Source organism: Allobosea sp. LC85 (genome assembly GCF_000735605.1).
In the GTDB taxonomy this organism is placed as follows: domain Bacteria; phylum Pseudomonadota; class Alphaproteobacteria; order Rhizobiales; family Beijerinckiaceae; genus Allobosea.
This window is the reverse complement of sequence record NZ_JPKG01000057.1, coordinates 115,937-137,145: the sequence shown is the minus strand read 5'-3', so window position 1 is coordinate 137,145 and position 21,209 is coordinate 115,937. Positions and strand designations below refer to the sequence as shown.

Below are 21,209 nucleotides of genomic sequence, written 5' to 3'. Positions count from 1 at the left end.
CTGCTCGAGCTCTCGCGGGGATGGCGAACCGGGCCCGGTCACCATCAAGACGCTGGTCGCGCGCGACGCAAAGACCGTCATGGTTGGCCTGTCATCTCGGCCTGCATCAACCAGCCGACGACACAGGCGCAAGAAGACGACACGGGCGCGAAATCAGCTCGATCACGGCGGCATGGAGCAGGAGCCCATCACTCGGTTTTCCTGTATGAACGGTGCGGGGGCTCGTCTTTGGTGCGGTGGCCTCGTCTTTTGCCGGAATGTCGAGACGGAGAGAAAGATGCCCATTTTTCTTGATCGGCATGACATGAGAGGTCTCACCGCAGCCGATATCGCCGAGGCCCATCGCAAGGACCTCGAGGTCCAGGAGCGTTACGGCGTCCGGTTCCTGACATATTGGTTCGACGAAGCAAGGGGTACAGGCTTCTGCCTCATCGACGCACCTGACATCCAGGCGGCCATGCGGGTGCATGACGAGGCCCACGGAGATCTGGCCAAGGATGTCATCGAGGTCGATATTTCCGCTGTCGAAGCCTTTCTCGGTCGCGTCTCGGACCCGGCTCCAAAGGGGGACAGCCCTCATGCAACGTTTGATCCGGCCTTACGCACCATCATGTTCACCGACATCGTCGACTCGACCGGCATGACCGCGAGGCTCGGCGATCTCAGGGCGGTCGAGATGACCAGAGCCCATGATTCCCTGGTCCGCCGCTCCCTCAACGACAAGGGGGGACGCGAGGTCAAGCACACCGGGGATGGGATCATGGCTTCCTTCGATGAGGTCGCTGCAGCGGTGGATTGTGCCCGGGCAATTCAGCAGGCTTTTGACGCCTTCAACTTTGCGAGCAAGGAGAAGTTGCGGGTGCGGATCGGGCTGGATGCAGGTGAGCCGGTTGCCGATAGCAATGACCTGTTCGGAGCGACGGTGCAGACGGCGGCTCGCCTCTGTCAGGCGGCGGAACCTGACACCATTGTCGTGTCGGGGACGGTATCGGACCTGGTTCTGAACCGGTTTCCCCTCGTTTCTCTCGGTCATAAAGCCTTGAAAGGCTTCGTGCATCCCGTCGCGGCGTTCGAGGTGAACTGGCGCTGAGATCATCATTCTCGCCGATGATAGTGACGCGCAGGGGCGCGCTGCATGTCCGGAACGGGTGGTAACCGGACATTGCTAAAATCCAAGCCCTGCACCCAAATAACACCGCATGCCCTGAAACCTTGTCGGTGATGATGTGCGTTTAGCCTATCCATATTCGTGGAAGCTCCTTGCGCTCGCATTCGCAATGGGGCTCGCGACAGCGGCGTTTGGTCTTGCTCGGACGCAGTGGATCGAGGAGCCACATCCTGCTGAGTATCGCGATCTTGCGGCCAAATTGCTGACGAAAGTTCGTCCCACAGATGCCGAGCAATCGTTAGACGGCCTTAGAGCCTTCCTCTGGTCAGATCAAAACAGCGGCAAGGTCTACTTTATTATGAGGGTAGAGGCCGCCTGCCACGAACGTTACTGCATGACATTGGTTGGAAACATTTTTGATAAAGCCATCCATTTGGATTTCACGCTCGAAGCAAGCCCGGTCGTCCATTTTGGGGATGTCAGTTTTGAACTTTGGGGGTCAAGGACACCACCACCTTGGACATTCGAGACGAGAGGTGGTGCGGGCGTGGTGGCAATACTCCGTGAACAGGGTTGGGTTCTGACCGCATGTGCGAACTGCACAGGTAACGCCATCAAACCTCCACCACCTCCGCCCCCACGCCAGTGCCAAAGTTTGATACCTTCGAAGCCTTCAGGCGCGCCCTTAAAGAAGAAGGGTTCAATCGATAGTCAGCAAAGGGTCAGAAGCCGTAGCTAACGGTCAGTCCCGCGATTTCTGGCCAGGCAGCAGTGGAAGCACTCGCGGGAGTAACTCGCTCGGACGAGACGCCCGATTCGCGGGGCTCACGACGCCGATAGCCTTCTCACAATCAGCCATGTCGTTGAGATACTCCGCCCAAGTTTCATCTCCAAAAGCCGCGTTCTCACGGGCCGAAAGCATCGGCAGGGATCGTGCAGGCTCAATGGCCGATGCATAGACCAAACTTGCCAAAGAGAGGCGAATGTAAGCATCTTGGCATCCCGGCCCCGGTTTCCAGCGCCCTCTGCTTTCACCAGACACGAAACTGATGGCGTCCTTATGGATAGCTATAAGTTCATTTACTGAGTGTTTGCGAACCGCTTCCAGTACACTTTGCTCGATAGACAGGAGCATTCGATAGAAGCTGAGCCGTTCGTCGGCCAAACCCGCGCCGATAAGATGAACAGCGGCGACCAAGATGATCGAGCAAGTGCTTAGGAATCTCATAGCTCTGGTTTGCCACCACCTAGCGAACTTCCGCAATTGATGCTGTGGGCGGCTCTCCACCACGGCAGGAGCATGGCTCCTGCTGAAGAGGAGGAGAGTGATGGGTCAGGTGGTTACGATTGGTCTGGATCTCGCGAAGGCGGTGTTCTGGATGAAGAAGCTCAAGAGGTTTGCATAACCGCGAGCGTCATCAATCGCGCGATGCGTGTGCTCAACCTCGCCGAGCCATTGGGTTGGATAGTTCTCAACATCGCACTCCCAATGACCTCGCCCTGTGCCTCCAGCTACCATGGACATCAGGCAAAAGGGTGCATGACGGAAAAGGCGATCGGAGACCCATGGCCCTTCCAACAGCGGGCGTTTCGTAAATCGCCGCAGATAAAAATCGAACCATAGTCCATCGAGGCTGACCGGATGCGCTGCGAAAATCGGCTTGCCCTCGAATGATTTCACCCAATCGACAAATCGGCCGATGACAGCGGCGGCGGGTTCCGGATTGCCGGTGGCAGCCGCCCATGCCTCTGGGTGCTTCTGCCAAAATGCCATGGTGCTGGGATCGCTTCCTGCGCCGTCGAGAGGTTCCAGAACGGCCTCGAACTCACCGAGAATGCTGCCGCTGGCTGATACGGCGACGGAGCCGAATGAGAGCATCGAATTTTCACCAGGCGTCGGCCCGTCGAACTCGCAGTCAGTGACGACGTAGAACTGTCCCATCGCTACTCTCAGTGTCCTTCTGCCTATGATACGAGCCAATTTCGTCTACCAGCGCCGTTGGACCGATGAAGGACCATGACACAGTGATAGCGGGCCGAAGCCTAGAATGGAGCATCTGGTTACTTCCGCAATGGGAATTAGAGTTGATGTAGAGCCCAATAGTCTGGCATCATTGGCACATGTTTCCAGACGCCTTCCAGACAGCACGTCTGCTGCTCCGACCCATTGGTATGGGCGATGTGCAGGCAGTCCACGACAGCTACGCGCAGGACCCGGAAGTCAGTCGCTATCTCACGTGGAGACCACATACGTCGATCAAGCAGACAGAAGCCTATGTTCGGAGTTGCTTAGGGGCGACAACCTACCGGACCTACGCACTGGTTGAGCGGGAAACGGAACAACTCATAGGCTCCTTCGACCTGCGGGATACTGGTCCAGCCAAAGTGGGCTACGGCTATGTGCTAGCGCGGCCTTTCTGGGGGAAAGGTCTGATGACTGAAGCTCTTGCGGAGGTTGTGAACTGGGCACTCCGGCAGCCGTCAATCTGGCGAGTGGGCGATGTCGTGGACGTCGATAACTTGGCCTCCGCACGTGTGATGGAGAAGGCAGGCTTGGAACGCGAAGGACTGCTACGGCGGTGGGCCAGTCACCCCAATACCGGAGACACCCCGCGTGACTGCTTCAGTTATGCGAAGGTCCGCTGAGGGGTCGAAATTCCCCGTTGGCCGCCTAACCTGGCCGAGGGGCTGACGGACCTGGTCTCGTTTCCGTCACGGTCCCGCGTTCGCTTCGCCCGCCTATCGGCTCGGGTCAGGCGGCTTGCTGACGCCGGGTGAGTACGGACCGGGCGGCGTTTGACCCCTCCGGATCAAGTTCGGGAACGTGGCTGTGCTGGACCGTCGGGATGCCTCGAAGCGATGCGCAGGAGCCTCCGCCGGGAGACCGATGGAGCTTTCCGACCTCATGGCAGAGCCGTTCGATCATCTGCGACAGGCAGCACGGCTGCCATGCCCCAGGCTGATGCAGCATGAATTTCCGCTTCAAACCGGCCAAAGACCACGCGGCCGTGCGGCGGGATTGGACCCGGTTCAGGCAAGCGCGTGAAGAGATGCAGATCAACCGGCCTGTTCTGGGTCAATGGCAGCCGTGCAACCAATCGCGACGGTTCAAGGGGCTCGCTCAGTTCTGTCCACTCTGTTGCGGCAAAAATATTCTGGCCGCCTTCTGCGTCGTCGGGGCCGATCTCGCACGGCGTGACGACCATCCGGGCTCCGAGACATCGCGTTTCGCAGCGTTTGTCGTCGATCATGACCTCGCACGAAATCTCGATCAGACCTGGCGTGGCAGGCAATCTGATCACTGCCGCAGATGAGGTTGTCTTGAGAGGGCGCAGCAGGACTTTTCCATGCTCCATATATCCGAACACCGGATAAGTAGCCGATTGTTCCCGCGTCAGACGAACCTTGCCAACGACCGGGTCGGGGATAGGGACGGTTGCCCCTGCATCATGCCGGAATTCGCCATTAGCTTCGGATGCAGGATAACGAACTCCCGGTAATCCGCCCCACAGCTTCATCGCAAGCATGGTCGCAGCGTCGCGATCATCCGGCTGCGCCAGGCTTTGCGGGGCAAGCTGGTATTCCTGCATGACGCCTGCCGAACAGGTCGAAAGACGCGGCGCTCCCTCGCCGCCAGTTGCCCAGACCTTGAGTGTCAGTGAACGCGACGTGCGCGACGATGCGCTGGGCAGGCGCAGCGGGAGCCACCCCCTGCAGAGGACATCGAAGGGAACGCGCCACTGCGCCAAAACCGTCCCCGCATCGGCGGCCTCGATCCGCGCCCACAGGCAACCGGCGCCCTGCCCCGGATCGGCGATATGCAGATCGATACCGAGCCATCCCCTTGCGGAGCTGGGTAAGGGCTGCGAGAGGCATGGCCCTGTGTCGATAACGTCGGGCCCCATGGAATAGGGAACGTCGACATCCGCACGGGCAAGAGCGCTGTTGAAGATCAGGTGCGGCCGACCCATTCGCAAAGTGGCGATCAGTTCCTCAAGTTCGGGTGGAATGCGAACGTGATGGGTCCAACTCTCCCGCAACGCCGCCAAATCACGCATCAACAGCTGGTTGCTGTGCTGCATTCTTCTGGTTTCACGCAAAGATCGCTCAAGCATGGCCGCATCGAGCTCTGCTTTGCTTCCGACAATGATGGGTACAGGCGCCTCCGATCCCCCTTCTTTAGTCCACCACGCCTGCAATATACGCAGAGATCGTTCTTCGATCGGATCGGGAGCCCACAACGCCCATACATTCGTGGGCGGAACCTCCAGCCTGCAAAGCGCTGACGGCAACGCGCTTTCAGCTTGTCCATATTCGGTCAGGACATAGTGGTCGCATTCGACCAACTCGCAGTCATACCAATGAAGTGCCGATGCCGGCTTGGCGAATGCATCTGCCGTCCCCGGGCAACCCAGCACGATGACCTTTGGATCAGCGGAGTAGAGCTGCCGCAACACAGCACTTGTCGCTTGAAGGATCATCAGACAGCCCGCCGGTATTTCGGCGCCGCTGCACTTGCAATCAGTGGCTTGAGGCCGATTTCCTCAAGATCCAGATCAGTGTCTGGATCAGGCCAATAGCGCAGCTTTGTATTTGGCATTCCGAAAGCCCGGCATAGGTGCAATAGTTCTGCATTGCTGACGGCAATATGCGTGTAAGCCTGCTCGAACGCCGCGCATGCATTCACGATCTGGCTGTCCGCCTGATCCCCTTCGCCGTATCCCAGCAACGCCCATGTCTCCACTTTCAATCGACGCAACGCCCCCATCAACATGTGTGATACCCCGCCATCCACCGACACGGCGCGGTGATAGCCAGCCAATGTGGACATGGCATCATCCATATCCAGCTGATCGAAGCAGGGCATCGGCGTCCCCTGATAGGTTCGGGTCCGTGCACGGGACAGCAACTCCGGCAGGGGCAATGCGATGATCTGCGAAAAGCAGTGTGCGCGGCCGGGAGCGAGGGCGAGTTCCCTCCCGAGCGTCACAAGATGAACGTCCCACCCCTCTTCGATGAGCGTCAGCGCCAGCCTTTCAGCGGTCGCAACGCTCTCGGACGCCGCCGAGGCGAGCACCAGGGCAGCAAGGGGTCTTGCATCGGAGGATCCGCAGGCGAACGCCGACGGGAGATTGAAGAGTTCCGGGTAGACATCGCGCGGCAGCGCCGTTTGGAGCCGGTATGGACTCGGCACCGCCGCGTACCAAGGGTTGGCCCCGTCTCCGGCCGCGGCAATGTCCCGGCACAGCCGCGTAAAATCCTGATCGATTGGCGCAGGATCAGCCTGCACCCCCCTCACCGCGAGATCGAGTTCGATCGCATGCTGACGCTTGCGAGGCTGTCTGGGCAGGGCATGCAGATCAAGCTCGCGGAGCGATGCATGCTCGGCGAGAAACGAGGCCTCGATCGCCAGAATATGAATCTGATCAGATGACAGCCGGAACGTGTCCGTCTGCTCCTGGACACTCGTCCCGGCGCTCCAGGCCAGAAGACGATCATGGTGCAATCGTTTCCGAATTGAGCACGCGACAAAGGTTGATCGGGAAACCCCGCACTCGAGCGTCCACAAAACGCCCGCCAGCAGCGATTGCGCGGCAAGCGTTTCGAATATTGAACTGCTCATGATGACAAGCTGCCCGGGGCAGTAGCCGTAGGCAGGGCGCAGCTGTGCGCGCAGCAGCCGGGAGATATAGTCACTGACCGTCAGGGTCTTGACGTCATTTTCCTCGGTGAAGCACCGAACCAACCCTGTGTCAGGATGATAAATGGCGTAACGGGATTGCGCCTCGACCTCAAACGCCAGGACGTTGCGAAGATCGAACAGGCGGGGATGGCGGTTGCGGATATAGCGGAGGATCGGGACAAAATCTCTTTCTGCCGCCACCAGCATGCTTTCTCCCCGGCGGCGATAGGCAAAACCTGCGTCAGTCACGTGGACCCCGCGAAAGCCGCGCGCGAGACCGTGCAACCAGAATTCCCAATCCTCGACGCCCTGGCGCATCTCGGTGTCAAAACGGATCGACGCGTCGAGCATGCGCCGTGAGACCATGCTGCCTGCCTCACAGAAATTGCGGAACAGATGCTCCAGCGGCGAATAGGGCCCCGAGGTATCGGCGAATTCGGCGAAGCCGAATTTATCGACATCCGGATAGGCCCAGCCGATCGTCGCATCAGCGTTGCGCAAGGCGGTCAGAAGCCGCTGCAGAAGATGTGGACCGATGCGGTTGTCGCAGTCGAGCAAGTAGACCGCTTCCAGATCCGGGAACGCCGCCAGAGCAAATTCAATTCCACTGTTGCGTGCGGCGCTCAAACCTCGATTGCGCTTGTGCAAATAAAAAATCCGCCCCGGATAGGTCGCAGCAAATGTTTGGCAGACCTCGTCTGTCTCGGGATGAGGGCATCCATCATTCACGATAACAACGGCGTAATTGAAATCGGTGACCTGGGCCAACGCCGTATGCAGCGCCTCGGCCGTCAGGGAGGGTTGGCCATAAGCTGGGACAATGACAGCTACTTTGACATCTGCCCCGTCGCTGGACGTATTGTGCAACCGATCATCCCTCGTTCGGCCAAAGAATCGGGATTATAGAGCACAATCGTACGAAAGAATGGCTTCACCGGTTTGACGGGCAAATGACGACGTCCTGCCTATCGTGATGGCCATTGAGGATGAATTTGGGCGCGGATTCTTTGCAGAATTTGTTTCGATGCGGAGGGATAATCTATCTGAATCTATGTGCATGGGATCGAATGCTTGATCGGCATAGCCGCAATTTCGCCGGTGTCGCGTTTCTGAACGATAAGCTCCGCGCGAGGATGCGACGATCGTCGCTTCGGCGGGAGCGCCCCAGGGGATGAGCGGCGGACCTCGACCAATCACCGCTGCCGGGCGCGCGTGGGCCGCGCCCGGCAGCGTTTGCGCCGGACTGTCCTTGCAAATGACCGATCTCCCCCGACCGGGGCGCGCTCCGCACGACCGCCGCGTTCGTCAGACGCGCGCCGGCCATGACGGAGATCGGGGGCGCCGCCCGGAACCGGAAATGTCCTGACCGGACTGCTGCTCGACGGTAGCCTCGCGCGACCGCCTTCCAGCAATTGCATGGATGAAAGCGGCGGTTGCGCGAGGCTGCCGTCGAGCAGCAGTCCGGCGAACAGGGCCGCTTATCGTCAGGGGGCCAGGACCATGGCTCGCGCGGCACGTTTGCCGTATTCATGCCATATTCATCCCGCGATTAGTCATTCTGAATAGACTATCCTCTTCGCCAACTCCGAGAATGTAGGTTTTATGACGCTAACGATATAGTATATCTGCCGAGTGAGTTCGAAAAATTCATTCGTAAATTTGAAATAAAATCCCAGCGATTTTAATTAACTCGAAAATTCCTATTTCTTCTCTCCCAGCGAGCAGACATGCCAATCACCACTGTTGATGGTCCGAGGCTCGACGGCGTCCGATGCCTGATCATGGGAGGCGGCGGTTTTCTCGGGGTCAACCTGGCCAACGCTCTGGCCCGTCAAGGTGCAGTGGTCCGAGCCTTTGGGCGCATGCCGGCCGATCGGCTGGCTCTGGACGAGCGGGTTCATTGGAGCGGCGGCTCTTTCGAGGATCCTGCGGCGGTCGCCGAAGCCGCGCGGGGGCAGGAGATCGTCTTCCATCTCCTGAGCAGTTCCGTGCCGGGAAGCCCCGGTCAGAAGCCGGTTTCCGATCTCGAGACGAATGTCCTTGGCACGTTGCGCTTCCTGGACATCTGCAACGATGCCGCCGTCAGGAGGGTCGTCTTCGCCTCGTCCGGCGGTACCGTCTATGGCCCGGCCGACAGGCATCCGATTTCGGAAACCGCGCCGACCCATCCGATATCGGCCTATGGTGTCGGCAAGCTTGCGATCGAAAAGTACCTCGCCCTGTATCATCACCTTTACGGGCTCGAATATCTCGCCTTGCGCGTCGCCAATGCCTACGGCCCGCTGCAATCAGCCCTGAAGCGCCAAGGCGTCGTCGCGGCGATGCTCGGTCACGCTCTCGCCGGCAAGCCACTCGAAATCTGGGGTTCGGGCGAGGTCGTGCGCGATTTCGTTCATATCGACGACGTCGTCTCGGCTTTTCTCTGGGCCGCGACCTATGACGGCCCGCACCGCGTCATGAATGTCGGATCGGGAACAGGGCTCAGCATCAATCAGGTGGCGAGCGATATCGAGGCCACGACCGGTACTGCCAAAGTGCCCAGGATCTATCGCGCCGGCCGAGTCGCGGATGTGCCCGTCAACATCCTCGATATCTCGCTGATCACCCGGGAAACGCCTTGGCGGCCCAGACGCCTCTGGCTTGATGGCCTGCGCAGCACCGCCGCATGGATGGCGGCCAAAAGCCACGCACCACTCCCTTGATACGACCCGGCGATTTCGGGGTGGGCTGCGCCCTGCCGACAGGCTGCCGCAATGTCGGAGAGGGGTGGAAACCGGTCGGTCTGCTTTCGGTTATGGTACCAGGAAAAGTGGACATTGGGCGAGGGCAGAAAGGGGAAGGCAGTCATGGACCAAGTGTGGGCAGTCCATGATCGCCGTAAGTCACGGGCTGGCGGCTAGCGCTGGAACGTGAGGTGGACAGTGCCGCTCTCGGCCGTTTCCGACTTGACGGTGTAGCCGGCTTCCAGCCCGCGTAACTCGTCCCAGAGGCGTATGCCCCGCCCCAGCAGAATTGGGGTAATGGCAACATGCAGGCGGTCGACAAGCCCGGCCTTCAGATAGTCGCGCACCATGGTTGGTCCGCCACCTATCCGCACATCCTTGCCGTTTGCGGCTGTCACGGCCTGCTGCAGCGCATCAACCGGGTCCGCCGCGAGGAAGTGGAACGTGGTGCCTCCAGCCATCTCGATGGAAGGCCGCCGCTTGTGCGTCAGGACGAAGACCGGGCAGCCGAATGGCGGCTCATCGCCCCACCACCCCTTCCAGTTCGGATCATCGGGAAAGTTGTGCAGCCCGAACTTGCCGGCGCCCATAATTTCCGCGCCGATGTTGTCGAAGTAGTCCTTTGCATACGCATCGTCCATGCCGGTGGTGCCTTTGCCGCTCGTGTCCTTGAACACACGCTCTCGGAACGTCCTCGTCGCGACATAAGCGCCGACCAGGCGCGACCAGTCCTGGCCGAACGGATTGTCTGGCGTCTGGTCCGTCGTTGTTGCGAAACCATCGAGCGAGATAACAAGGTCGACACGAACTGCCACTGGAGCGCTCCCGAACACTAAGGTACTCGCCTTCATATTTGCAGTCAAACACTAAGGCAAGTGCCTTTTTATCATTGACCGGCACGGCCGGCCGCTTTACCGAGCTATATGCCTTACCACTCGACTCCCCTCGACCTCGCCTTTCACGCCCTCAGCGACCCGACCCGCCGCGCGGTGGTGTCGCGGCTGGTCGAGGGCGAGCTGCCGGTGACCGCACTGGCCGAGCCTTTCGACATGGCGCTGCCCTCCTTCGCCCAGCATCTCAAGGTATTGGAGGATTGCGGATTGATCGCCAGCGAGAAGCGCGGGCGCAGCCGCTGGTGCCGGCTGGAGCGGGCGCGCTTCGCCGAGGCGGCAGACTGGATGGAAGCGGAGCGCCGACGCTGGGCCGAGCGGCTCGACCGGCTGGAAGCTTATTTGGACAAGACGGAAGAGAACGACGATGGAAAAGCTGTTTGAAACCTGGTCGCTCGACCGTGAGATCGTGCTGGTCAAGGTGCTGAAGCACCCGCGGCATAAGGTCTTCGCCGCCTGGATGGACCCGGAAGCGCTGGCGCAATGGTATGGCCCGGCTGGCCTCAGCATCGAGAACCAGGAGGCCGATATCCGCGAGGGCGGGGAATGGCGGTTCGACATGGTGGGCGTATTCGAAGGCCAAAAGCAGCGCTTCCCCAATCTCATGCGCTTCTTGAAGGTCGTGCCGAACGAGCTGATCGTGGTGGACTATGGTACCCCGGACCCCAACGACCCGGAGCGCTTCTACATGACGATTACCTTCGATGAGCAGTCCGACGGCAAGACCGTGCTGACCATGCGCCAGCTTCACCCAAGCCGCGAACGTCGCCAGGTGGTCGTCGGTTTCGGCGCGGTGGAGTATGGGCTGCAGACGCTGGACGGTCTCGCCACGTGGCTGGATGGTTGAACGCTGATCATCTGGAGGGTTGGCGGTCGCCGCGCCATAGTGCCCATAATCGACCGCTTTCAGGACTTTGCGGTCCAACCGCGAACGTCCGAGATGGGTCGGAAACCGACCTTGCGAGGATCGGACGCGATGATCCGGACAGGAAGAGGCTCGCTCTCGGGCGCTCTCCAGTGCAACCTCAGAAGCTGACCCTGAGCTGAGCGGTTCCGCCGAGGCGGCGTGTGTTGTCCGAGAGCTCGGAATCGACGCGCATGCCGAGGCTGCCGCTCTGGCTGAGCTTGACATCGGCACCAGCCGCCAGCAGTGCCGCATTGCGGTCGGGCCGCGCGCCGGTCACCCCGAAGAGTGCGCCGGGCAGGCCGTTGAGCGAGGCCGTGAGATCGGCATCGCGCTGGTAGTAATGCGCCCAGGCGGCGCGCACGAAGCCGGTGACCGGCATGGCGCCCGCCAGCAAGCTGGCGTCAAGCCGCAGGCCGAGCTCGCTGCGGCTCGTCATGTCGGTGCGCTTCGCCAGCGTCAGCATGCCCGCGGTGGCCCCCATCACGTCGCGCTCGACCGCGGCCGGGCTGCTCGCCCGCACCGCCTGGAAGGCGGCCAGCGGCGAGAGCGTGATGCCGCTCCAGGCGATGACCGGGAGGCTGGCTTCGATCCGCCCGCTCCAGGCCTGCGTCGCATAGGAGGCTGTGACGCCGGTGAGGCCGAGCGCGGAAATGGCGCGTGTCGTATCGGTCTCGAGCCTGGCATAGCCCAGTGCCGCCGCGAGGTTGACGCTGCCGAGCGTGGTACGGCCGTAGATACCGGCCTGGAAGACGTCCGCTTCGGCCTTGCCGAGCCCGCCGGAAAGCGAGGCGCGCGACTGACCGCCCGCGACCGCGGCGCCCACCACCGTATTGCTGCCCAGCCGGATGTCGGCACCGACCGCGGCATGGCCGTCGGAGAGGTTGCGGTTGGCGGAGCCGACGATCCGGTCGCCGTCGCTGCGTCCGGTCGACCCGAATGTCGCCCCCCAGAGCGAGAAGCGGGCGGGATCGAAGGTGCTGCGGCCCGGGCCGTCCTGTTTCGAGGGCAGGTTCTGTTTCGAGGGCAAGTCCTGTTTCGAGGGCAAGTCGGCGGTGAAGCCTGCTGTGCCGCCGGGGCCTCCGGCTGCGCCGGAGAGCCGGCCCGCGCCCGCACCGTCGAGCAGAGTGCCGAGGAAGCGGTCGGCGGCGGTGTTGGCCATGGCGGGTGCGGCCGTATGGACCTCGCCCGACAGGCTGTTGACCGCAGCCGGGATGGCCGCAGCCGGCAGGTTGTAGACGCCGAACAGCGCAGACGGATCGCCGCCATTCGCCACCGCGCCGTCGATAGCCGCGGCGACGGCATAGGCATTGGCCGGGCGACCAACACCAAGGCGTGGCCTCGCCGGCGCCGGCGCAGCTGGATCGACGATCGGGACCAGTGGCTTCGGCGTCAGCGTCAGCAGTACGTCGGTCGCGGTGTAGGCGATGCTGGTGGTGACGCCATCGCCGAAGGGACCGGCGGTGTCGACCGGGCTGAAGCTCGTGCCGCCGAGCCCGCCCGTTGCCGAGAGCAGCGTGTAGGCGCTGTTGAACGTATAGGCGCCGCCCAGCGGCACCAATCTCAGCGTGCCGGCGAGGCTTGCCGTGCCGGTGACGTTGACCCGGTCCGCCGCCGCGCCCTGCACCTCGGCCACATAGGTCGATGCGACCCCCATCACGAGGTTGCCGTTGATGGTCAACGTGCCCGGCGAATTGCCGGGCGAGAGCGTGCCGTCGACCGTGGTTATGCCGACCGAGCCGGAGCCGGCGAGCGTGGCGCCAGGCATCACGATCACCGGGCTGGCGACCGAACCGTCGACGACGAGCCTGCCGCCGAGCACCTGGGTCACCCCGGTATGAGAGTTGGCGCCGTTCAGCGTCAGCGTACCGGTGCCGTCCTTGAGCAGCGAGCCCGCGCCCGAGATGGTGCCGGAGAAGGTCGTGTCGGTGTTGCTGTTTCCCGCCCGCAATGTCGCGCCGCTCAGCAGCACGTCGCCGGTTCCCGACAGCGAGCCGACGGATTGGGTCAAGCCGTTGAGGTCGAAGGTCGCCCCTGCCGAAATCTGCACCGCCGTCTGGTTCGAAAGGACACCGGCCCCACCCATCCGCAGCGTGCCGTCCTGGATCCAGGTCGCGCCGGAATAAGTATTGACGCCCGAGAGAGTCAGCGTACCGGTGCCCGTCTTGGTCAGGGTGCCTATGCCGCTGATGACGCCGCCCAGACCGAGATCGAACGCGTCTGTATCGATGGTCGCGGTGCCGCCCGCGAGCGACACGGGATTGTTCACGGTGAGATTGCCGAGGGTGCGAAACGTCGTCGCGGCCGACATCTGCAGCGGGCCGGATCCGAGCGAGGTCCCCGACGCGATCGCCAGTGTCCCACCGGTCAAGCTCGTTCCGCCGGAATAGGTGTTGCCGACGGACAGGGCCAAGGTGCCTGCACCCATCTTGGTCAGCGTTCCCGAGCCGCTGATCACGCCGCTGAAGGTGAGATTGTCGACCCGGTTGAAGACCAGGGACGCATTGTTCGTGACGTTGCCGGCGATCGAACCCGAGATGCCGCCATTGCCAATCTGCAGCGTTCCCGCGCTGATGGTCGTGCCGCCGGTATAGGTATTCGTTCCGGTCAGGATCAGCGTGCCGCTGCCGACCTTCTCGATGCCGAGCGCCCCCCCGCCGCCGCCCGAAGAAATCTGACCGGAGAAGGTCGAGGTTTCGTTCAGCCCGCCGATGGCGAGCGTCGTGGCACCCGGGGCGACGTTTTCGATCAGTCCCGAACCGCTGAGCGAACCCAAGGCCACCGCGTTTGCCGTCTCGAAGATCCCGATCCGCGAGAGGGCCCCGAGAGTGAAGCGCGACAGCCCGCCGACCGAACTCCCCCTGAACTGGATCTCTCCACCAGCCGCAAGATTATAAGTTACATTGGTTCCGGAATTAGCCGCTGCATAGAAGAATATCGCCTTGCCACCGACGTCTATCACCTGAGTGGCGCTTGAATTGTTGGCAACGTTTCCGAATAACTGGAGATTGTCGCCCAGTGTGATCGTGTATGGGCTGGCTCCAGCGCTATAGGTGATCCCGCCGAGCGACGTGTTCAGGGACGTGCCGAGGTTGTTGTTTGCGGTCGATCCGGCAAAGACGGCCACGTTGCCCACGCCCGGCACCGTGCCTGGCGTCCAGTTCACGCCGGTATTGAAGTCCGATCCCGCGCCATTCCAGATCTGCTGTGCCTGCACCTGACCCGACGGGAACAGCAGCGCCCCGGCAATCATGCCGGTCGCCAATGCAGTCGTCCTGGAGAGCGCGGAGGGGGCAACGAGGGATGTCGTATCGCGCAGGGCGCGCTGCAGACAGGAGAGCATCGGGTCCTCAGGGGTAGGCATAGGCCGCCGCCGTTAACCCGCGACGCAGTCTCCGCAGTCTAGCGCGGCATGATCCGAACGCAGCGCTCCGAGTTTTTGACCTTGCGGCTTTGTCGCACCCTGTTGCGCTTCAGCAACGAGCGCGCGGACGAACCCTGATGGCGAACCGGGTTCGGTCTCCGTCGAGACGTTGGCGCGCTGCGTCGCGGGCCCTCTCGGGCTGGATGCGCCGGACTGACAGGCTGCGGCAATGTCGGAGATGGGTGTGGTGAGCTGACATTCCCATCCATCGCCTTAAGTCGCTGCAACTGAGCGGCGGACCTAGAGCATTTCCGTGCTTCTCCGAATCGCGAAAATGCTCTAGCTCTTTGTTTTATCGCATTTTCTTCACGCGAACCGATGTCCACTTCGCTCGAAAATGCTCTAGCACTCGTTTCCGGCTTGGCGAGACGGGGATCGATGGCAGAGCTTTCAGGCCAGGGTCTCGGCGGCGAACACCTTCTGGACGATCTGCCAGCGCCCGTTGAGGTAAAAGCACGACAGCAGGTCGGTCACCTCGCGGGGTGGGATCCGCAGGCGGAGCTTGAGCAGCGCCATGTCACGGGTAATGGCGATGGAGAGGATCTGGTCGGCGCGCACGCCGCCGGCGTCCTGCGGCGAGGTTAGACTCCGGACCACATCGAGCCAGGCGGTGACAGGGGTAACCACCACGCTGTTGCCATCGCCGCGCCGGGTGACCAAGGCGGCGGGGTCGAAGATGGTCGCGAACTTGTCAGCGTCCATCGCGTAGGCGGCGTCGAAGTAGATCTTCGCTAAGGCGACCAATCCATCTATGTTTCCCGTCGAGGGCGTGTCCTGCGGTGTCATGGTGATTCCTTTCAAATCTAGCGTCCAGCAGAGTATAAGGATGGGGCGGCAATGTTTAATCTGCGCGCGCTAATCAACCTTGTAAGCTGAGCTAAGCAATCGAAGGCGATCATGAACCCTTCCCTTCTGTCTGCCGGGGACTTCAACCAGCTCCGCGCCTTCGTGGCCGTCGCCGGTTCGCTGAACTTCAGCCGGGCGGCCGAGAACCTCGGTGTGTCATCCTCGGCGCTCAGCCAGATGGTCCGAGCGCTCGAGGAGCGGGTCGGGGTCAGCTTGTTCAACCGCACCACCCGCAGCGTCTCGCTGACCGAGGCGGGGGCCAAGCTGTTCGAACGGGTACAGCCTGCCGTCGAGGAGCTGGCGGAGGCGCTGGGCGAGACCCGCGAGCGCCGCGCCCATCCCGCCGGGACCGTGCGGGTGCACTGCTTCCGGGCGGCGGCGGACCTCTACCTGACGCCGATCCTCCGTCACTTCAGCGACGCGTATCCGCAGGTCGTGCTCGACGTCACCCTCGACGACGCCGTCGTGAACATCGTGGCCGAGGGCTATGACGTCGCCATCCGCCTCGGGGAGGTGATCGACAAGGACCTCATTGCGGTGAAGCTCGGCCCGGACCTACGCCAGACCGCGGTCGCCTCGCCCGACTATCTCGCCCGGCACGGGACGCCGGCCCATCCGCGCGACCTTCTCGCCCATCGCTGCATCGGCTGGCGATGGCCGGGGCAGAAGACGCCGTACAAATGGGAGTTCATGGAAAACGGCAAGTGGTTCGAGGTCGCCCTCGACGGCCCCCTGATCTCCAACATGAAGGACTTCGGGGTGCAGGCGGCGGTCGACGGGGTCGGCGTCGCCTTCGCCAGCCAACAGCTGATCGCGCCCCACATCGCTGAGGGCCGCCTCGTCACGCTGCTCGAGACCTGGTCCGCTCCCTTCCCCGGCTACTACCTCTGCTATCCGGCCCAGCGGCAGATGGCGCCGCCGCTCCGCGCCGTGATCGACACCATCCGCGGCGGCCCGCGCGCGCGTAACGGCGTCGAGACGGCGGCGGCGATCGGCGCGGCTGTTCCTCGAGGTATACGTCCACACCAGTAACGCCGGGCGCACCGTCGCCAAGCGCATCAACAAGAGTTTTTCGAAACCTCGCCGGGACTAACCTCCGACCCAAGCATGATGTGCTCACATTCCTTCGGCTCTGGAAGGGGCGTATGATCGAGGGCGAGCTGGCCTCCTCGCCGTCTGATTGAGAACGTAGGAGACTGTTCCGATGACCACGCTTCATCGCGAAGACCTATCGTTGGACGGCCACCCGGAGCGCACCGGCGGAAACGGTTCGGAGGGACCGGGATCGGCCTATCTCAGACGGCAGATGCTGATCGGCGGAGAGTGGTGCGACGCCGCCTCAGGCCAGGCGATCGTAGTCGAGAACCCGGGCCGGAAGGAGCCGTTCGGGGAGGTGCCGCGCGGTGGGGCCGTGGACGTCGATCTCGCGGTCGCGGCGGCTGGCGCCGCAGGCCCGGCCTGGGCGCGGATTCCGGCGCGGGACCGCGGGCGGGCGTGCCTAGCCATCGCCGTGGCTCTGGAAGCCCGCGAGGAGGAGCTGGCGCGGCTCATCGCCAGCGAGACCGGCAACGCTCTCCGCACGCAGGCGCGCGGAGAGGCCAAGTGGGTCGCCGATGTGTTCCGCTATTTCGGCGGCCTCGCGAGCGAGTTGAAGGGCACGACCGTCCCGCTCGGCGAATCGATGCTCAGCTACACGCGACGCGAGCCGATCGGCATCGTCGGCGCGATCGTGCCGTGGAATGCCCCGGCCCAGCTCGCGTCGCTCAAGATCGCCCCCGCGATCTGCGCAGGTAACACCCTCGTGCTCAAGGCCGCCGAGGATGCGCCGCTTGCCGTGCTCATGATCGCGGAGATCTGTCAGGCGCACCTCCCGCCGGGGGTGGTCAACGTCCTTACGGGCTACGGTGCGGAGTGCGGCGGGCCGCTCACCGCCCATCCCCGCATCCGCAAGCTGAGCTTCACGGGCTCGACCGCGGTCGGCAAGGCGATCATGCGGGCAGCGGCCGACCGGGTGGTCCCTGTCTCGCTTGAGCTCGGCGGAAAGAGCCCGTCCATCGTCTTTCCCGATGCGGACGAGGACTGGGTCGTCGAGGGCATCATCGCTTCGATGCGCTTTACGCGCCAGAGCCAGTCCTGCACGGCGGGATCGCGGCTGTTCCTGCACGCCGACATCTTCGAGCCGTTCCTCGACAAGCTCGCCGCCAAAGTGGAGGCTCTGAAGATCGGCGACCCGCTCGACGAGGCGACCGACATCGGCTCGATCATCAACGAGCGCCAGTTCACGAAGGTCTGCGGCTACATCGAGGAAGGCCTCCGCCGGCCCGACGCACGCCGCGTGACCGGTGGATTGCCGCCGCGCGAAGGTCCGCTCGCGACGGGGTACTTCGCGATCCCAACGATCTTTGCCGACGCGTCGAACGACTGGCGGCTCGCCCGGGAGGAGATCTTCGGGCCGGTCCTGGTCGCGATCCCCTGGCGCGACGAAGCCGAGGCGATCCGCATGGCGAACGAGAGCCACTACGGGCTGGCCGCCTACGTCTGGTCGCGCGACATCGGCCAGGCGCTGCGCGCCGCGCACGCGGTTGAGGCGGGCTGGGTCCAGGTGAACCAAGGCGGTGGCCAGTTGCTTGGCCAGTCTTACGGCGGTATCAAGGAAAGCGGGATCGGGCGCGAGATGTCGCTCGAAGGCATGCTCGACAGCTTCACCGAGACGAAGACGATCAACGTCAACTTGACGCTCCCGCCGCCGCCACGCTGAGGCGGATCAGGCTGGCCATCTTGAGCGTGCACACGCCAACAAGGCGAATTCAACCACCAGACCAAGCTCGCCGCCGGGTAAGTTGGCGGCAACGTCACTACATTCTTGTGCAGCCGCATTGAAGCGTCAGCGGACGCCTGCTTCTCGCCGCGGATGATCACGGGCCGGAGTCGCCCATGGATACGCAAGACAAGGATTTCGTCCGCGCGGGCAGTCTTCAGGAATTGAAGGCCAAGGGGCGGCTCGTCGTGCACGGGCCCCATCGCCCGATCCTGGTCGTTCACGACGGCGGGCGCGTCTTCGCACTCGACAATCGCTGCCCCCATATGGGCTTTCCGCTCGATCGCGGCAGCGTCGAGGACGGCGTCCTGACCTGCCATTGGCACCACGCTCGTTTCGATCTGGCGAGCGGCTGCACCTTCGACTTGTGGGCGGACGATGTGCCGACCTGTCCCGTCGAGATGCGCGCGGACGGAGAGATCTGGGTGAGCCCGAGTTTTGGCTATGCCGATCCCGCTGGACACTGGCGCAGCCGCCTCGAGGATGGTCTCGCCCACGATCTCAGCCTCATCGTCGCCAAGGCCGTACAGGGGGAACTGGCGGCCGGCGTGCCGCCGCGCGACATCGGGCGGCAGGTTGCGCTGTTCGGCGCCGCCAACCGCGACGGCTGGGGCATAGGTCTGACGATCCTCACTGCAGTCGGCAACATCTTGCCGGTGTTGGGCGAGGAGGACGTCTACCTCGCCCTGTTCCACGGAGCACGCCGCGTCGCCGCGGACTGCGACGGGCAAGCGCCGCGCCGGGAGCGCGCTCCGCTCGCAAGCCGGCCTGCTCTCGCTACGCTCACGCGCTGGCTCCGGCGCTGGACGGCCGTGCGCCACCGCGAGGCAGCCGAACGCACCGTGCTCACCGCCATCGCAGCAGGCGTGGCGCCGAATGCGCTCGCCGACCTGCTAGTCGCGGCCGCCACGGATCGCGTCTACGCCGACGGCGGGCATTCGCTCGATTTCATCAACAAGGTCCTCGAATGCCTGGACCTGATCGGCTGGGAGCACGCAGCCGCCGTACTGCCGACGGTAGTCGGCCAGATGGTGGCGGCACGTGGCGCCGAGGAGGCGACCGCGTGGCGCCAGCCGGCGGATCTCGTCGCATTGTGCGCGGAGACCGCCTCCGAGTTGCCGCGCCTGTTTGACGCCGGCGGCAGCGCCGGCCGCTGGGCTAATCATACGGCCCTGGCCGAAAACCTCCTTGGTGACAATGCGGCCGCGATCATGGATGCGATCAAAACAGCGGTCCGTGCAGGAGCAACGCCTGTTGATCTCGGCCGGTCTCTGGCCTACGCGGCGGCGCTGCGGGTGGCGCGTTTCGGCAGCGCCAATGAGCACGCCGACTGGGAGACCGCTCACCATGTCTTCACCTATGCCAACGCCATCCACCAGGTGCTCAAGCGGATCGGCGCCGGGGCCGCGGACCATCGCAGCCCTGTCGACGGTGTGCGGGGGATCCTTCACGGGGCAATGGCGCTTTATCTTGCGCGCTATCTCAACGTGCCGCCTGCGCGCATGCCTGGCGAGGACAGCGACACGCTGGATGACCTGCCCACCGATGCCGCCGAGATCAGCGCTGCCCTGCTCGATGCTTTCGACCGGCAGCGGCAGGTCGATACGGTCGGGCGCTTGATTGCGCGCCATCTCACGCGCGGTTACCCGCCCCACGCGCTGATCGCGACCTTGGCGCACGCCCTGTTACGCGAGGATGCGGGCTTCCACGCCTATCAGATGCTCGAGGCGGGCGTTCGGCAGTTCGCCGAGTGGGGCGATACCGCTGAGGGCCGGCGCATTCTGATCGCGGTCGGCCGCTACCTCGCCGCCCATGCGCCGACCGAACGCGCCGCCCTGCAGACAGCGGACATCGCGCGCCGGCTCCTGCGTGGCGGCCAGCTTCATCAGGACGCCGAGACGTGATGAAGGGCGGCCGCCTGTTGCGCACCAGCCGGCGCGCATCACGCCGCGCGGTAGACCTCCGCTCCCTCGATTCCATCTCTCGCGCGGAAGGGTGGGCGGAAGGGTGGAATGCGTCGGGGGTGACGAAGTCGTTCACGACATTCACAGAACCGAAAGTCACGACCGCGATCTCGATGCGCTTCATCGCCATGGCATTCTGGACGAATTGGCGCATGTGAACGCGTCCGCTTCTTTAATCGGGCATGGAGGTCAAGCTCCGTTTTCAGCCGCCGTTTTGTCTCGTCTGGCACGATACCGGCGAAGGGCAGATGAAGCAGGTCCTGGACCTGGCGACCCGCTTGGGCCTCCGTGACACACTCCAGGCGTTGCACTCCGAACTGCTTCGCCAGGGGTGGGGGATCCAGTACGCCTACCGCACCCCCGACGATTTCAAGTTCGGCGGGGGCGATCGCCGCATGCTCCAATACGAGCCCACAGAGGCGAAACAGGCGAAGAACCAGAATGCCCGCGTGATGCGCATCCTCTTCAGCATGTCGAGCCATGAGGAGGGGCTGGCGGTTCTCCTCGACGCCGATGAGGAGGATCGTGTCGTCGGGAAGCGCCTGATGTGGATACGAGACGCATCCGGGGTCAAGGAGTTCATCTACCGGAGCGTCCAGCCCTCCAAGTGGTACGGTGGTCGCCGCTGCACTCGTCGAGCCTTCTCCGACTGCCGCTTAGCAACCAGAATGCCCCTAAACGGACCTCCATCGCGTCAGCTCCGGGCCATTTTTGACCGTTCAGCGGCGCGCCGCGAAGGTCTCACTTGGGTCGAAATTCCCCGTTGGCCGCTTTGCCTGGCCGAGGGGCTGACGGATCGGCTCCAGACCCTCAGGACGCGGCGCTAAAACGCGTGCGGAACCGGTGGCG

The 21,209-nt window shown here is 63.2% G+C and carries 16 protein-coding genes; 10 read left to right on the top strand and 6 right to left on the bottom strand.

Annotation, left to right across the window (positions count from 1 at the left end):
• The first annotated feature begins 277 nt into the window (after positions 1-277).
• Positions 278-1,090 (top strand): nickel-binding protein, encoded by an 813-nt coding sequence (locus FG93_RS25555; RefSeq protein ID WP_043240186.1) that lies wholly within the window; start codon positions 278-280, stop codon positions 1,088-1,090.
• Between the two features lie 1,351 nt (positions 1,091-2,441).
• On the opposite strand, the gene FG93_RS25550 is transcribed toward FG93_RS25555, so the two are convergent.
• Positions 2,442-3,050: a DNA polymerase III subunit epsilon gene (locus FG93_RS25550; protein WP_043240183.1), complete on the bottom strand. Its 609-nt coding sequence runs from the start codon at positions 3,048-3,050 to the stop codon at positions 2,442-2,444.
• Between the two features lie 179 nt (positions 3,051-3,229).
• Here FG93_RS25550 and FG93_RS34075 point away from each other — a divergent pair, with 179 nt between their 5' ends.
• Positions 3,230-3,754, top strand: coding sequence for a GNAT family N-acetyltransferase (locus FG93_RS34075; protein WP_043240181.1), 525 nt, complete (start codon positions 3,230-3,232; stop codon positions 3,752-3,754).
• Positions 3,755-4,011: 257 nt separating this feature from the next.
• On the opposite strand, the gene FG93_RS25540 is transcribed toward FG93_RS34075, so the two are convergent.
• Positions 4,012-5,589: a DUF6212 domain-containing protein gene (locus tag FG93_RS25540; protein WP_152579622.1), complete on the bottom strand. Its 1,578-nt coding sequence runs from the start codon at positions 5,587-5,589 to the stop codon at positions 4,012-4,014.
• Complete coding sequence (locus tag FG93_RS31440) at positions 5,589-7,658, bottom strand: glycosyltransferase family A protein (RefSeq protein WP_052514189.1); 2,070 nt, start codon at positions 7,656-7,658, stop codon at positions 5,589-5,591. Before FG93_RS31440 ends, FG93_RS25540 begins: the two co-directional genes overlap by 1 nt.
• An 860-nt stretch (positions 7,659-8,518) precedes the next feature.
• On the opposite strand from FG93_RS31440, the gene FG93_RS25530 reads away from it, so the two are divergent.
• Positions 8,519-9,493 carry an NAD-dependent epimerase/dehydratase family protein gene (locus tag FG93_RS25530; RefSeq protein WP_052514188.1) on the top strand — a complete coding sequence of 325 codons (975 nt, stop codon included), beginning with the start codon at positions 8,519-8,521 and terminating at the stop codon, positions 9,491-9,493.
• A 194-nt stretch (positions 9,494-9,687) separates the two neighbouring features.
• On the opposite strand, the gene FG93_RS25525 is transcribed toward FG93_RS25530, so the two are convergent.
• Entirely contained in the window at positions 9,688-10,329 is a 642-nt protein-coding gene (locus FG93_RS25525) for a dihydrofolate reductase family protein (protein WP_043240173.1), read from the bottom strand.
• A 108-nt stretch (positions 10,330-10,437) separates the two neighbouring features.
• Here FG93_RS25525 and FG93_RS25520 point away from each other — a divergent pair, with 108 nt between their 5' ends.
• Entirely contained in the window at positions 10,438-10,788 is a 351-nt protein-coding gene (locus FG93_RS25520; RefSeq protein WP_043240170.1) for a helix-turn-helix transcriptional regulator, read from the top strand.
• On the top strand, positions 10,772-11,251 hold the full coding sequence (locus tag FG93_RS25515; RefSeq protein ID WP_043240168.1) for an SRPBCC family protein: 480 nt from the start codon (positions 10,772-10,774) through the stop codon (positions 11,249-11,251). The genes FG93_RS25520 and FG93_RS25515 overlap by 17 nt, the downstream gene beginning before the upstream one ends.
• Before the next feature lie 178 nt (positions 11,252-11,429).
• On the opposite strand, the gene FG93_RS25510 is transcribed toward FG93_RS25515, so the two are convergent.
• Both FG93_RS25510 and FG93_RS25505 read right to left on the bottom strand, forming a co-directional pair.
• Positions 11,430-14,672, bottom strand: coding sequence for an autotransporter domain-containing protein (locus FG93_RS25510; RefSeq protein WP_081881851.1), 3,243 nt, complete (start codon positions 14,670-14,672; stop codon positions 11,430-11,432).
• A 450-nt stretch (positions 14,673-15,122) separates the two neighbouring features.
• A complete protein-coding gene (locus FG93_RS25505) occupies positions 15,123-15,518 on the bottom strand; it encodes a nuclear transport factor 2 family protein (protein WP_043240163.1) in 396 nt (131 codons plus the stop codon).
• Positions 15,519-15,629: 111 nt separating this feature from the next.
• Between FG93_RS25505 and FG93_RS25500 the strand changes: the two genes are divergently transcribed.
• The 5 genes from FG93_RS25500 to FG93_RS25480 all read left to right on the top strand — a co-directional run bounded on the left by FG93_RS25500 (position 15,630) and on the right by FG93_RS25480 (position 21,187).
• Positions 15,630-16,610 (top strand): LysR family transcriptional regulator, encoded by a 981-nt coding sequence (locus tag FG93_RS25500; protein ID WP_081881850.1) that lies wholly within the window; start codon positions 15,630-15,632, stop codon positions 16,608-16,610.
• A 172-nt stretch (positions 16,611-16,782) separates the two neighbouring features.
• The gene (locus FG93_RS25495) at positions 16,783-18,336 is read left to right on the top strand and encodes an aldehyde dehydrogenase family protein (protein ID WP_200878162.1); all 1,554 of its coding nucleotides are present in this window, start codon (positions 16,783-16,785) and stop codon (positions 18,334-18,336) included.
• Positions 18,337-18,512: 176 nt separating this feature from the next.
• The gene (locus FG93_RS25490) at positions 18,513-20,300 is read left to right on the top strand and encodes a Rieske (2Fe-2S) protein (protein WP_043240162.1); all 1,788 of its coding nucleotides are present in this window, start codon (positions 18,513-18,515) and stop codon (positions 20,298-20,300) included.
• Positions 20,297-20,518, top strand: a complete 222-nt coding sequence (locus FG93_RS25485) for a hypothetical protein (RefSeq protein ID WP_152579621.1) — start codon at positions 20,297-20,299, stop codon at positions 20,516-20,518. Before FG93_RS25490 ends, FG93_RS25485 begins: the two co-directional genes overlap by 4 nt.
• Positions 20,519-20,542: 24 nt before the next feature.
• Entirely contained in the window at positions 20,543-21,187 is a 645-nt protein-coding gene (locus FG93_RS25480) for a hypothetical protein (protein WP_043240156.1), read from the top strand.
• Positions 21,188-21,209: the final 22 nt, after the last annotated feature.

Bases quoted from the DNA above. Each gene is read 5' to 3' on its own strand.
- FG93_RS25510 (WP_081881851.1), bottom strand. From the start codon at position 14,672: ATGCCTACCCCTGAGGACCCGATGCTCTCCTGTCTGCAGCGCGCCCTG.
- FG93_RS25530 (WP_052514188.1), top strand. From the start codon at position 8,519: ATGCCAATCACCACTGTTGATGGTCCGAGGCTCGACGGCGTCCGATGC.
- FG93_RS25520 (WP_043240170.1), top strand. From the start codon at position 10,438: ATGCCTTACCACTCGACTCCCCTCGACCTCGCCTTTCACGCCCTCAGC.
- FG93_RS25505 (WP_043240163.1), bottom strand. From the start codon at position 15,518: ATGACACCGCAGGACACGCCCTCGACGGGAAACATAGATGGATTGGTC.
- FG93_RS25480 (WP_043240156.1), top strand. From the start codon at position 20,543: ATGGAGGTCAAGCTCCGTTTTCAGCCGCCGTTTTGTCTCGTCTGGCAC.
- FG93_RS25500 (WP_081881850.1), top strand. From the start codon at position 15,630: ATGAACCCTTCCCTTCTGTCTGCCGGGGACTTCAACCAGCTCCGCGCC.
- FG93_RS25495 (WP_200878162.1), top strand. From the start codon at position 16,783: ATGACCACGCTTCATCGCGAAGACCTATCGTTGGACGGCCACCCGGAG.
- FG93_RS25540 (WP_152579622.1), bottom strand. From the start codon at position 5,589: ATGATCCTTCAAGCGACAAGTGCTGTGTTGCGGCAGCTCTACTCCGCT.
- FG93_RS25555 (WP_043240186.1), top strand. From the start codon at position 278: ATGCCCATTTTTCTTGATCGGCATGACATGAGAGGTCTCACCGCAGCC.
- FG93_RS25490 (WP_043240162.1), top strand. From the start codon at position 18,513: ATGGATACGCAAGACAAGGATTTCGTCCGCGCGGGCAGTCTTCAGGAA.
- FG93_RS25515 (WP_043240168.1), top strand. From the start codon at position 10,772: ATGGAAAAGCTGTTTGAAACCTGGTCGCTCGACCGTGAGATCGTGCTG.
- FG93_RS25550 (WP_043240183.1), bottom strand. From the start codon at position 3,050: ATGGGACAGTTCTACGTCGTCACTGACTGCGAGTTCGACGGGCCGACG.
- FG93_RS34075 (WP_043240181.1), top strand. From the start codon at position 3,230: ATGTTTCCAGACGCCTTCCAGACAGCACGTCTGCTGCTCCGACCCATT.